Source organism: Enterococcus malodoratus ATCC 43197 (assembly GCF_000407185.1).
GTDB classification, from domain to species: Bacteria; Bacillota; Bacilli; order Lactobacillales; family Enterococcaceae; genus Enterococcus_A; species Enterococcus_A malodoratus.
In genome coordinates, this window is record NZ_KE136481.1 from 1,126,915 (window position 1) to 1,140,529 (window position 13,615).

13 protein-coding genes and 1 pseudogene are annotated in these 13,615 nt (G+C 40.5%); all 14 read right to left on the reverse strand.

All coding sequences use genetic code 11. The features are described from left to right. Positions 1 to 544: 544 nt before the first annotated feature. Complete coding sequence (locus tag I585_RS05585) at positions 545 to 1,393, reverse strand: phosphate ABC transporter substrate-binding protein PstS (protein WP_010738957.1); 849 nt, start codon at positions 1,391 to 1,393, stop codon at positions 545 to 547. 91 nt (positions 1,394 to 1,484) lie between these two features. Next, positions 1,485 to 2,933 (reverse strand): cardiolipin synthase, encoded by a 1,449-nt coding sequence (cls, locus tag I585_RS05590; protein WP_010738958.1) that lies wholly within the window; start codon positions 2,931 to 2,933, stop codon positions 1,485 to 1,487. Between the two features lie 60 nt (positions 2,934 to 2,993). Next, a complete protein-coding gene (locus I585_RS05595; protein ID WP_010738959.1) occupies positions 2,994 to 3,431 on the reverse strand; it encodes a GNAT family N-acetyltransferase in 438 nt (145 codons plus the stop codon). Positions 3,432 to 3,479: 48 nt separating this feature from the next. Continuing rightward, complete coding sequence (locus I585_RS05600; protein WP_010738960.1) at positions 3,480 to 3,800, reverse strand: DMT family transporter; 321 nt, start codon at positions 3,798 to 3,800, stop codon at positions 3,480 to 3,482. 204 nt (positions 3,801 to 4,004) lie between these two features. After that, complete coding sequence (ftsX, locus tag I585_RS05605; protein ID WP_010738961.1) at positions 4,005 to 4,889, reverse strand: permease-like cell division protein FtsX; 885 nt, start codon at positions 4,887 to 4,889, stop codon at positions 4,005 to 4,007. Then, complete coding sequence (gene ftsE, locus I585_RS05610) at positions 4,882 to 5,571, reverse strand: cell division ATP-binding protein FtsE (RefSeq protein ID WP_010738962.1); 690 nt, start codon at positions 5,569 to 5,571, stop codon at positions 4,882 to 4,884. Before ftsE ends, ftsX begins: the two co-directional genes overlap by 8 nt. A gap of 97 nt (positions 5,572 to 5,668) precedes the next feature. After that, a protein-coding gene (gene prfB / locus I585_RS05615; protein WP_099050634.1) for a peptide chain release factor 2 occupies positions 5,669 to 6,779 on the reverse strand; the annotation gives its coding sequence in 2 pieces (ribosomal slippage) (positions 5,669 to 6,706 and positions 6,708 to 6,779; 1,110 coding nt in all). 490 nt (positions 6,780 to 7,269) lie between these two features. Then, a complete protein-coding gene (gene secA / locus I585_RS05620; protein WP_010738964.1) occupies positions 7,270 to 9,801 on the reverse strand; it encodes a preprotein translocase subunit SecA in 2,532 nt (843 codons plus the stop codon). 266 nt (positions 9,802 to 10,067) lie between these two features. Further along, on the reverse strand, positions 10,068 to 10,613 hold the full coding sequence (gene hpf, locus I585_RS05625) for a ribosome hibernation-promoting factor, HPF/YfiA family (RefSeq protein ID WP_010738965.1): 546 nt from the start codon (positions 10,611 to 10,613) through the stop codon (positions 10,068 to 10,070). A 140-nt stretch (positions 10,614 to 10,753) separates the two neighbouring features. Continuing rightward, positions 10,754 to 11,419 (reverse strand): ComF family protein, encoded by a 666-nt coding sequence (locus I585_RS05630; protein ID WP_010738966.1) that lies wholly within the window; start codon positions 11,417 to 11,419, stop codon positions 10,754 to 10,756. Continuing rightward, positions 11,409 to 11,657, reverse strand: a pseudogene (locus I585_RS05635) (hypothetical protein); the annotation flags it as partial. The gene I585_RS05630 and the pseudogene I585_RS05635, both read right to left, overlap by 11 nt. Before the next feature lie 171 nt (positions 11,658 to 11,828). Then, entirely contained in the window at positions 11,829 to 12,842 is a 1,014-nt protein-coding gene (locus I585_RS05640) for a peptidoglycan amidohydrolase family protein (RefSeq protein WP_010738968.1), read from the reverse strand. A 105-nt stretch (positions 12,843 to 12,947) separates the two neighbouring features. Then, a complete protein-coding gene (locus I585_RS05645) occupies positions 12,948 to 13,217 on the reverse strand; it encodes a phage holin family protein (RefSeq protein WP_010738970.1) in 270 nt (89 codons plus the stop codon). Between the two features lie 2 nt (positions 13,218 to 13,219). Further along, the gene (locus I585_RS05650) at positions 13,220 to 13,606 is read right to left on the reverse strand and encodes a hypothetical protein (RefSeq protein ID WP_010738971.1); all 387 of its coding nucleotides are present in this window, start codon (positions 13,604 to 13,606) and stop codon (positions 13,220 to 13,222) included. Positions 13,607 to 13,615: the final 9 nt, after the last annotated feature.

Genomic DNA, 13,615 nt, shown 5'->3' on the forward strand with positions numbered 1-13,615 from the left:
ATTGAACTGCGAAAAAATCGGGACTGGCAGCTAGCTCATTGCTTTGGTAATCATTTTTTCAAAAAATAAAAAAATGAATTTATTTTCGTACGCATACCATCCAACTAAAAGGCTTGTACATTTTATTTCCAATAATTTATTTTATTGGCTCTCATAGTTTATTGAACTGCGAAAAACCGGACTGCCAGCTAACTCTTTACTTTGGTAATCATTTTTTCAAAGAGCGAAAAAATGAATTTATTTTCGTACGCATACCATCCAACTAAACAGCTTGTACATTTTATTTCCAATAATTTATTTTATTGGCTCTCATAGTTTATTTAACTGCGGAAAAATCGGGACTGGCTGCTAGCTCATTGCTTTGGTAATCATTTTTTCAAAGAACGAAAAAATGAATTTATTTTCGTACGCATACCATCCAACTAAACAGCTTGTACCTATAATTTGAATGAACAATTGAGTAGCTCTCATAGTTTATTTAACTGCGAAAAGTTGGACTGGCAAAAAGGGCACAGAAAATTTTTTTCTATGCCCTCTGAGATTCTTATTTTATTTCATTGCCTTGCCAATCTCGTTCTACTTTCATATCAGAGATTGGGATATAGCCGAGTTGTGGAACGACTTTTCCTTGAACTTCTTTTGAAAGCATGTAATCAAGAAAATCCTCAACCAACTTGGTTGGCTTTCCTTTGGTGTACATGTGTTCATAAGCCCAGATTTTCCAACGATTGGTCGTAACATTTTCGTCGGTCGGTTCAATATTATCAATGCTCAATGTTTGAACATCCTTCGTTACATAAGAGAAGGCCGTATAACTAATCGCACCTGGTGTATCGGAAACAATTTGTCGAACCATGCCGCTGGAATCTTGCTCTTGGGCTCGAATCGCAGTTTTGCCATCTAGCACCCATTGCTCAAATGTCGAACGCGTTCCGCTGCCGGTTGCCCGATTTAAGATCACGATTTCTTGATCTTTTCCGCCGACTTCTTTCCAGTTCTTGATTTCACCAAGAAAAATTTTGCGCAAGTTTTCCAACGAAATATTTTTTACGCCAACGCCTTTATTAACGATCGGAGTAATCCCGACGACCGCAACTTTATGGTCGACCAATTTTTTCGCGTCGATTCCATTTTTTTCCTCAGCAAACAAATCAGAATTACCGATTTCAACAGCACCGGACTGTACTTGGCTTAACCCTGTACCACTTCCGCCGCCTTGGACATTAATAAATCTGCCGGGATTCTTACTTTGATATTCCTCAGCTACTGTCTCAACTAAAGGTTGCAGCGCGGAGGACCCGACAGCCGTAATTGATTCGCCGCGGTCGATCCATTTTGAACAACCGGACAAAAGTAAAAGCGTACCTAATAGGGGAATTAACCATTTCTTCATGAAAAATCTCCTTAATCATTTCCTAGATGTTTGATTCACTAAACAAGCTAGTTCATTTTATACTATCAAACCATGAAAGCGCAAATGATTTTTATAAGAGTGGTGAGATCAAACGAGCGATTCCCTCTTTAAACTTGATAACCGTACCGCGCTGATCGTATTTTTCCTGCGTCAGAAGTTCTGATTTCATCGAATCCTTATAAAATTCTTCTCTTAGTTCTTCTGCAAATGCCGCATCATATACAAGTGTATTTACTTCAAAATCCAATTTGAAAGAACGAACATCGATATTCGCCGATCCTACTGAAGCAATCCCAGCATCGACCACCATGGTTTTAGCATGAATGAAACCATTCTCATAGGTCTCGATGATCGCGCCATATTCCAACAGCTCTGCCGCAAAAGAATACGTCGCCCAATAAACCAAAATATGATCGGGCTTATTTGGTATCTGCATTCGAACCTTTACCCCGGAAAGCAACGCTAGTTTCAGCGCCTCATGAATCGGAGCGTCTGGAATATAGTAAGGCGTCTGGATCAAAATTTCTTTTTTTGCCAGATTGATCATTTTTAAGTAGGTCAATTTGATCTGTTCATGTTCACTATCCGGGCCGCTACTGACTATTTGCAGGGCTAATTTACCATCTGATTCGATTTCAGGAAAATAATCGGGCTGATAAACCAATTCGTGTTTTTGCTGGGAATTCCAGTCCATCAAAAAGCGATTCTGCAAAGTATAAACGGCATGACCATGGATGCGCAAATGATTGTCTCGCCAATAACCAAATTTTTCAACCAAACCAAGATATTCATCTCCCACATTGAACCCACCGGTATACCCGATCTCACCATCGATCACGACGATTTTCCGGTGATTCCGATAGTTCATTCGCGGATTTAGATACGGTAAAAATAGTGGAAAGAAAAAATCAACTTCGCCTCCGGCTTCGATTAACGGTGTAAGGAAACGTCGATTGACTTGAGTGGAGCCCCAAGCATCCAGCAGCAGGCGAACTTTCACGCCTCGAGAAACAGCATCGACTAATGCTTCGCGAACTTCAAGTCCCAAATTATCTGCGCGATAAATGTAGTACTCCATATGAATATGGAACTTCGCCCGCTTAATGTCCTCAAGCAAAGCGTCAAATTTTTCACGGCCATCAGTGTAGAGCGTCACTTCATTATTGGTTGTATATAGTGAACTCTCAAACATCGTCAGCATATAAATCAACTGCCTCGGATCTACTTGATTCGTTGTCGGCTTTGGAAATAGTCCCCGTGTTAAAGCGCGTTGCTGTTGCTGGACTTCAACGTTCATACCGATTTTGGTCTGCATCTTCAAATCAAAGATTCGTTCTTTGGAAATCCCCTTCCCAAAAAAAACATATAAAACAAAACCGAGAACTGGAATAAAGGTCAAGACTAACAACCAAGCCCATGTATTGACCGTATCCTTCCGTTCTCGAAAGACAATAATAAATGATAATATCGTGTTTATAACCAGGAAAATCAATCCCAAGTGCTCTGTCACAAAAGACATGTTTTCACACTCCTTCTACTAAAGGATAGCCGAGAAGGTGCTGATTGTAAACAATGGGCATTACTGATTCCCGTTTTTTTGTAAAAGCATCTCAATGTGCGGAATATCATCCTCCAAGTAAATCTCAGAATTCGGCTTAAACCCAAAGGACCCATAAAATTCGGCCAGGTGAGCTTGAGCTGAAATAACAACTACTCGATTAGGATAACGTTTTTCAATTTCCTTTAATGTTTTCTCCACGATTTTTCGTCCTAATTGTTGTCCGCGATATTCTTTCACCACTAAAACACGGCCAAAATGAATCGGATCGTCTGTCGCCAAAATTCGGGCATAAGCCTTTATCTTGCCATCCTCTTCCAGACAAACATGCAAAGCCTGACGATCTGCCTCGTCGACTTCTTGATACGGACAATTCTGTTCAACCACAAAGACGGCTGTACGAATTTGTAAAATTGTCAATAATTCTTGTGACGTTAGTTCATCGGTTGATTTAATCATAGGGACCTCCTGAATTTTCTATTAGAAATAGTGTAACTCACTTTTAGGTTAATGTCCGCTAGTAACTTTAATCCCAATGATACCCGCGATCAAAAGCAGCACAAAAAAGCTTGTTAAAAGAGATAAATGATCCTTAAAGAAAATCACGCCAATCAAAATTGATCCCACAGCACCGATCCCTGTCCAGATTGGATAAGCCAAACTCATTGGCAGCGAGTGTAATGCTTTTGCTAAAAAGTAGAAGCTCGCCACCATGCCAATCAACGTTAAAAGCGAATAATTCAGTTTGCTGAACCCTTCGCTCAACTTCATCATCGTCGCCCAAAACATTTCAAATAATCCTGCTACAACTAATGATACCCATGCCATAATAATTACTCCTCCTCAGTTAAAATAATAAATTTATACTGCTGAGAACACAAAAAGGGAGTCCAATTTCTTCAAAGACCTAACGAAATTGGCTCCCTTGCTCGGTAGCGTATTAATTTATTTAATTGCTATTCTAAATCTTTCCAGCAAAAATGGCAAGCATAAGAAAAACTTCTCCGAAAATTATCGGAGAAGTTCGTTTGATTAAATCTTCAAGAAGCGGCGCATTGAAATAACTGATCCAAGTGAACCAATCAAATATCCGCCAACGGCCATGACGATATCCAAGATCCAAACAATCTGGCTTGGTCGTAATAACGCTAAGTTTGATTGTAATAGATAAGGTGCTGCTATCCCGTACACTTGTGAATACCCGTAAGTCAAAACAAGAATCGGTACGATCGAACCGATCAAGCCGATCCAACCTCCTTCAAGGAAGAACGGCCAACGAATATAGCCATTTTTTGCACCTACAAGACGCATGATTTGAATTTCGTTTTTCCGTGAAATAATCGTGATTCGAATTGTATTCGAGATCAAGAAGATCGCCACGAAAATTAATAGTGCTGCTGCGGCTAAGCCCCAAGTACGTACGACTTTCGCCATTTGAATGATTCGGTCAGCTGAATTTCCGCCGTAGTTTGCCCGGAAAACATTGTGTAGCTGACTAGCTTCGCGCGTTACAGGTCGAATATATTGAGCATCTGTTGCACTAACAATGTAAACGTCGTACAGCGGATTGCTGTCTCCTTCGAATAAATCCCAAGCATCGCCCATTTGTGATTGAAGCTTTTTCAACTGAGCTTGCTTACTAGAATAAGTGACCTTGTCTACATGTTTGATTTCTTGCAGTTCGGATTTCAATTCTTTTAATTCTTTTTCTTTCGTACCAATATCAACAAAGACCGTCACTTCGACATTTCCTTCAACATCTTGTGCTAACTTTGTCGCATTCATAATCACTGCCAAGAAAATTCCTGCCATGGTTAATGTGATCGTCACTGCACTGACGGATGCTAAAGTCATCCAGCCATTACGTTTGACACTCTTGATACTTTCCAACAAATGTCGGAAGAAATTTCTAATCATCAAACTCGTATTCTCCTTCCGCTTCATCTCGAACGATCAAGCCATTTTCAATCGCGATCAAACGATGGCGCATGGTATCAACAATCGTTTTGTTATGTGTTGCCATAACGATCGTTGTTCCTTGATTATTGATCCGTTCTAATAAACGCATGATTTCCCAAGAAGTATCCGGGTCCAAATTCCCTGTTGGTTCATCGGCAATCAGTACTTTCGGTGTATTCACGATCGCACGCGCGATGGATACACGTTGCTGTTCCCCACCAGATAACTCACTTGGAAAAACGCGGACTTTATGTTTCAAACCAACAAGGTCCAAAACTTCCATAACACGTTTTTTGATGTCCCGCGGTTTACGTCCAATTACCTGCATTGCGTAAGCAACATTTTCATAGACTGTCTTACGGGGTAGTAATTTGAAGTCCTGGAAAACAACGCCGACATCGCGACGCAGAAAAGGAACTTCTTTATTCTTAATTTTTAGCAAATCATGACGCGCAACATCTAATACTTTACCAGAAGTCGCTTTTTCTTCACGATACATCAACTTGATGAAGGTAGACTTTCCGCTACCAGAGGGACCAACGACATAGACGAACTCACCTTGATCGATACGGACCGAAATCCCACGTACAGCAGTTGTCTTATTAGGATATTTTTTTGTTACATCCTGCATTTCAATCATGCTTTATCTCTCCAAATCCTCTTAAATTCTTTGTTATTATAGCATGCCAACATTGCAACTGGCTTTCATTACTTTACAATTTGATTTCATTTTGCACTTAATCGTTTTGTGCTAAGCGCCATTTTAAGTAAGCATCGATAAAAGGATCTAATTCGCCGTCCATTACTGCCTGTACATTTCCTGTTTCATGTTCGGTGCGGTGATCTTTCACCATAGAATAAGGATGGAAAACATAAGAACGAATTTGTGAGCCCCAACCAATCTCTTTTTGCTCTCCTCGCAAAGCTGCAGCTTCTTGCTCCTTCTTTTCAATCTCTAATTGATAAAGTTTTGCCTTCAGCGTCTGCATCGCTGTCTCGCGGTTATGAAATTGTGAACGCTGTGCTTGACTGGCAACCACAGTCCCCGTTGGTAAATGCGTGATTCGCACGGCCGAAGAAGTTTTATTGATATGCTGTCCGCCAGCACCGCTAGCTCGATAAACATCGACCTTTAAATCATCAGGATTGATCTCGACTTCGATATTTTCATCCAACTCAGGCATCACCTCAACAGAACAAAACGAAGTATGGCGTCGACTAGCTGAATCAAATGGTGAAATCCGCACTAAGCGATGAACACCCTTTTCAGATTTCAAGTAGCCATACGCATTGGTTCCTTTGATCATGAGCGTCACACTTTTGATACCCGCTTCGTCTCCCGATTGGTAATCGATCGTTTCAACTGAAAATCCGTGCTGTTCGGCCCAACGCGTGTACATACGCAATAGCATCGAACCCCAATCCTGCGATTCCGTTCCGCCAGCCCCAGGATGCAATTCCACAATCGCATTATTTTTATCATACGGTTCATCCAATAATAACGACAGCTCAAAGGCAGCGATTTTTTCCTGTAATTGAACCAACCGCTCTTCCAATTCAGCTTGCAGCTCGGCATCAAATTCTTCCTGCTGCATTTCCCACATAACGGTCAGCTCATCGGTTTCATTCGCGATTGCTTGAAACTGATCATAGGTTTCCTTCAACACGTTGTTCTGGCTGATCAAATTCTGCGCTTTTTCCGAATCATCCCAAAAACCGGGTGCGGTCATTTGATTTTCCGCTTCAGCAATATCTTCTTCTAATTGCTCTAGGTCAAAGAGACCCCCTGAAACTTGCGACTTGCTCTTGCATCGTGTCTAACAAATTTTGTATCTCTGCGTTTTCCAAATCTATTCCTTCTTTCTCCCGGATAATAAAATTACCCGTATAACCAATCATTCAAAAGTCTATTACATTTTACTAAAAATAAGAGTATTTTGCTCGCAAACCATCCAATTAAATTGCTTGTAACTATAATTTGAATGAATAACTTATCAAACTGTGAAAAAAAGAGTCTATTTTCTTACACATACCATCCAACTAAACGGCTTGTACATTTTATTTCCAATAATTTATCTTATTAGCTCTCATAGTTTATTGAACTGCGAAAAAAACGGACTGCCAGCTAACTCTTTGCTTTGGTAATCATTTTTTCAAAGAGCGAAAAAATGATTTTATTTTCGTACGCATACCATCCAACTAAACGACTTGTACATTTTATTTCCAATAATTTATTTTATTGGCTCTCATAGTTTATTGAACTGGGAAAAGTTGGACTGGCAAAAGACGAGACATAGTAGCTATGTCCCGTCCTGAAGGTTCTTTTCTTATCGAAAAACTATTGTCCTTTGCCATGACAGTTTTTGTATTTTTTCCCGCTGCCGCATGGACATGGATCATTTCGTCCAACTTTTTGTACTTGAACTGGTTTTTGTTTTGTTTGCGTCAGGTTCTTTGGATCGCCATCGGCTTCTACTGGATGCTCTTGCTGGTTTTGCGCCACTTGTTCACGTTGAACGTTTTGGCGGATTTCGGCCTTCATGAAGAGACGAGTCACTTCAAATTCGATGGCTCCAACCATATCCTCAAACATCTTGTAGCCTTCTGTTTGGTATTCAACTAATGGATTGTTTTGTCCATAAGCACGAAGTCCGACAGATTGACGTAATTGATCCATTGCATCAATGTGGTCTGTCCATTTCGTATCAACAACACGCAAGATTACAACTTTTTCAAATTCCAATAATTGTTCAGGACTTTGCAGTTGTGCCACTTTTGTATCGAAAACATCTTTGGCGCGACCATATAAATAGTCCTTCATTTCTTCAGGTGACTTGCCTTCAAAATCGGCTTTCGAAATAGAATCTTCATGAACCAGAGTTGCTCCAGCAAAATCAGCCAAAGCTTCAAGGTTCCAGTTATCTTTATCTAATTGTGTATGGCTGTCGACTACGCGTGAAATCGTCCGGCGTACCATGTTCAACAAATTCGGTGTCAAATCTTTTTCGCCCATGATAACATCTTGACGTTGTTTGTAGATAACTTCCCGCTGTTCGCGCATAACATCATCGTATTGCAAGACATTTTTACGAGTATCGTAGTTGTTTCCTTCTACACGTTTTTGTGCAGATTCAACTTGACGTGACAGCATTTTGCTTTGGATCACGGCATCTTCATCTTCAACCTTCATGCGATCTAAGAAGGCTTTGATTCGTTCAGAACCGAAACGTTTCATTAAATCATCTTCCAATGAAAGATAGAATTGTGAAACACCCGGATCTCCTTGACGACCTGAACGTCCACGCAGCTGATTATCAATACGACGAGATTCATGACGTTCGGTACCGATTACCGCAAGTCCGCCTAATTCAATAACGCCTAAGCCCAACTTGATATCCGTACCACGACCAGCCATGTTGGTGGCGATCGTAACAGACCCTTTTTGGCCGGCACTCATAATAATTTCTGCTTCTTTGAAATGGTTCTTCGCATTCAATACTTCATGCGGAACTTTTTCTTGATCCAACATATTGGAAAGTAGCTCAGATGTTTCAACCGCTACTGTACCAACAAGGATTGGCTGGCCCTTACGGTGACGTTCTTTGATATCTTGAACGACTGCTTTGAACTTGCTCTCTAACGTAGGATATAACAAATCCGCATGGTCTTCCCGAATAATCGGACGGTTGGTTGGGATTTGAACAACTTCGATATTGTAAATTTCACGGAATTCTTCTTCTTCGGTTTTAGCCGTACCGGTCATCCCAGACAGTTTTTTGTACATCCGGAAATAGTTTTGGAACGTGATCGTTGCCATTGTCTTCGTTTCGTCTTCGATCTCTACCGCTTCTTTTGCTTCAATTGCTTGGTGCAAACCATCTGAGTAGCGGCGACCATCCATGATTCGACCAGTAAATTGGTCAACGATCAAGACTTTGCCTTCTTGAACCACATAGTCAATGTCACGGATCATGATGAAGTTTGCCCGCAAAGCTTGGTCTAAATGGTGAGTCAAGGCTGTGTTGTCTAAGTCATACAGATTTTCTAAGCCGAAGTTCTCTTCCGCTTTTTCGATCCCTTGTTCAGTTAATCCAATCGTTTTTGATTGGATGTCGATTTTGAAATCTTCGTCTTCTTTCAAACGTTTCACGAAGTTATCTGTACGTGTATAAAGAGCCGTAGATTTTTCAGCGGCACCAGAGATGATCAACGGTGTCCGCGCTTCATCGATTAAGATCGAGTCAACTTCATCGACAATCGCATAATTTAATGGACGTTGAACCATTTGGCTTTGATAAACCACCATGTTGTCACGGAGATAGTCAAACCCTAATTCATTATTGGTACTATAAGTGATATCACAATTATAAGCTTCACGTTTTTCATCGGCTGTTTTTGAATTGATGTTCAACCCAACACTTAGTCCTAAGAAGTTGTACAGCTCACCCATTTCAGTCGAGTCACGTGTCGCCAAATATTCATTGACGGTAACAACGTGTACCCCTTCGCCTGTTAAGGCATTTAAATAAACCGGCATCGTTGCTGTCAACGTTTTACCTTCACCGGTTTTCATTTCAGGGATGTTGCCGTCATGTAGTACGATCCCACCCATTAATTGAACGTGGTATGGATATAAACCCAAGACGCGTTTCGCCGCTTCGCGAACAACCGCAAAAGCTTCAGGTAATAGATCATCTAGTGTTTCTCCTGCTTGATAACGTCCTCTAAATTCTTCGGCTTTGCCGCGTAATTGTCCGTCTGATAATTTCTCCATATCGCCAGAAAATTCTTCGACCTTGTCAGCGATCCCGCTCAATCGTTTTAATTCTTTTTTATCGTTTTCAATCATTCGTCTCAGAAAGTTTGCCATTCGTTTATCTTACTCCTTTATTTCTTTTCATTTTCTATTTTACGATAGAAACCCGCTAGTATATTTTATCATTAGTCCTTGAGAAAAGAAACTTCTCGCGGCGAATAAAGCGCGACTTATACAATGATTAAACTTTTTTTGTGATTTTCTTTGGCAGCAACGTTCAAGCGGCATAATTTCTTCAAATAATCGGGGCTCATTCTAAAACTTTATTTTCAGTGAAATAAAAAAACCTTCCAGCAAGAGCTGGAAGGCTGTAATTTCTATTAATCTGTTTCGATCAAACCGTATTTACCATCTTTACGACGATAAACGATACTTGTACCATTTGTTTCAGCATCTTCAAAGATAAAGAAGTTATGTCCAAGCATGTTCATTTGTAATACAGCTTCTTCGCTGCCCATTGGTTTAAGTGATAGACGTTTTGTGCGAACAATTTCTAATTCAGATTCTTCTGAATCTTCTGCGTTCACCAATACTTCTACCGCACGTTCAGGAACACCTGTTTCACGAGCTTTGCGATTAATTTTTGTTTTAAATTTGCGGATCTGACGTTCTAATTTATCCACAACCAAATCAATACTTGCATATAAATCTGGTGAAGTTTCTTCCGCACGAAGAACCAAGTAAGGTAATGGAATCGTTACTTCAACTTTTGCCGTTTTTTCTGTATAAACCTTTAAATTGACATAAGCAGTTGCGTCCGGAACATCAGTGAAGTAGCGTTCTAACTTTCCTACTTTCTTTTCAACGTAATTGCGGATAGCCTCTGTAACTTCGATGTTTTCCCCACGAACATTATATTTGAACATACGTATTGCCCCTTTCGTCTTGCCAACTGAAGATAGGAGGAAGGACCACTCTTACCTCTTCTTCTTATCCCTATTATATCGAAATCTAATCCTTTTGCAAAGTAAATCGCTATCAATTTCATAATCAAAAATAATGCATTTCAGCGAGCAAAAGTCAAGCTTTTCACCGTTTCCGCGCCATTTCTATAAAGTATTTCTGCGCCATGAAACAGCGTGCGCCCCGTTGTATAAACATCGTCCACTAATAAAACTTTTTGATTTCTAATCTTTTCATTTGGTCGATTTAGTTCAAAAGGCTGAATCATTTTTAGCCGTTCTTCCCGTGATTTTTCCGATTGCGGAGCCAGCTCTTTTCTCTTCAACAACAATTCATATGTGACCCCCGCCGAATCTAAACAACTGCTGACCTGATTAAACCCTCTTTGCTCAAAACGTTCCGTTGAAAGCGGCAAGGGACAAATCACATATTTTCGATACTCTCGTAAATACTGAGCAAGTTCTGTCGCAAAAGCGCCGCGTAAACGATAATCGCCTGTGAACTTATACGGCTCGATCCATTGCCGAAAACCTGCATTATAGCGAAACAAACTTTTATTTCCCATAACAAAACCAAGCTTTCCTTGCCATGCCCGACAATCTTGGCACAATTCGGCCGTATCTGCCCGCCCGCACCCCGGGCAAGTTGTCCTTTGTTCAATGCGCGTAAATAATTTTTCACAATGATAACATCTTAGACTGGGCGAGAAAAACAGTTCACGAAGAGTGAGATTACTGATCAGCTCTTTTTGACAACAACTACATCGCATCAATCAAGCCCTCCAATAAAGCTTGTTGGTTATTTCCTTTGATTTCGCTGATCGCCGCCTTAATCGCTGTTGTTACTTCGCTAGTCACAAAAACAACTTTAGCACGGGCAAACTCCCCTTTTCGATCCGCCCGTCCGGCAATTTGTACCAGCGCGGATTTTTTAAACACACGGTGGGAAGCTTGCAGAACTATGACCGACACCTTTTCAAACGTCACTCCTCGCTCTAAAATGGTTGTATAGTTGTACGTATAAATAGAAGCATACCTAATTTTTATCTATTTATATAGAAGAAAGAACGTAAAAAAAGACTGGCCGGAAGCTAGATCGGCCAGTCTTAACGGTATATCGAGGTGCTACCTTCGATATATAGAATATATCACTTAGTTAAAATACTAGTCAATATATTTTTAATACTTGAATCCTTTGATATGCGCCGGATTAATTCCAACATCCTTAGCTTTACCCATCTCTTGAATTTCTTTCAAGACAATCGGCGCATCAGTATTGTTGAATCCCTCTCCTTTAACGCGAACGTCATAGCTTCCATAAGAATTCTTCTCTGCATAAGTCTGCTTATCAAGAAGTACATCTTTCAAGAAGTTTCGCATATGATCTTCCATCTTCTTGCTTTGCTCATCATTCAAATTCCGTGCCTCAATATGAATGATCGGTTTATCCATATCAGGAACTGCAATATTTTGTTGCATATAGCTCGGATAATACGTCTTAAGCTCCTGCTTCAATCGGTTGATCGCATTCTCATACTTCCATTTTGAATCGCAAGTGATAACCAGCGTATAGACTTTGTTCGGCTGCAATACTCGTTTCACTTGGTCACGAAGCAACGTCCAGGCGTATTTCGTTTGAATACGCTGAACCATTTTTACCGCCTGATCCTTGGTGACATTATCGATCGCAATACCATTTTTAGTTCCAGCTGGTTGTGGCGTTGGTGCAGGGTTAGGCTTGGGAGTGTTTCCACCTTGATTCTTCAAACGATACGCATAGAAATAAGGACACCCAGCCATTACCCATCGTTGATCATGATTGGCAATAATTGTTGTATCCTTCCAGCCTGTGCATTCTATCCAATTTTGATTATCTAAGGCGATCCCTGTGTGGCCGCCGGCACCGGCAGAGTATCCTTTTTGTCCCCAGATGATGATATCTCCGCGTTGCATTGGAAAGTCACTGTTCTCGGCGATCTTTTCATACCCTAACTTCGTAAGGTAATCGTGCAACGTTTCGGTACTCGGAATATATCCATAATCAAAGCCACCCGATTCACGTAAAATACGGTAGACAGACCCTGAGCAATCACAAGTGCCATCTGTGTAATATCGTGAGCCATACATGCTGTAGCTGCAGTTGTTTACGAAACGCTGAACAACAGCTAAACCCGTTTCAATATTAATGGCCATTATTTTTCCTCCTTCTTTTCTTCGATCTCTTTCGGTTGAGGCTGCAGACCGACATTTTTATCATCGGATTTTTCGTAAGCTTCTTTTGCTTTTTTCATATCCATGTTAGTCGTTCCCTCCTAAATTCAATAGTTTTGTAAAGACTTGATGTAACCCTGTAGAGGCTAACCCGCTCACTGCACCATAGACAATCGATTCCACACTGACGCCATTCATTACTGCGCCTAATGCAGCTCCTAGTACCGCCACGATCAATGGAATATATAAATTAGCCAATTTATTAAATAGTGGTGTCGCTTTAATTACGTAGCCTACGATCAAACACGCGACAACAATTACTGGTACAAAGTTTTCTGTAATAAAAGATAGATCCATGTTTATCTTCCTCCTAAATATTTAAGTAGCTCCATGACAAATGCAAAAACAACTCCTGCAGAACCGCCAATACCAAAAATCATTTTCCAAAGATTGGTTTTATCAATAATCTTCAATTCATAATTTTGTTGTTCCTTCATTTTTTCTAACTCTGCTTGACGACTTTCTGAATCATCGTTCCGTTTTAATACTGCTTGCAGAATTTGCGCATTTTGTTCTGATTGACGTGTATTCTGTTCACGAAGAAAGCGATTCGACTCATCTACCCTAGCGAGTCCTTCATTCATTGACTTTTGCATTTCCAATGTCACATCATTCAAACGACTAAGCTCTTTATCGTGTTGTTTCAATTTATTCTCATGCTGTTTGACTTGTGCTTCTAATTCCATCCACTTGGC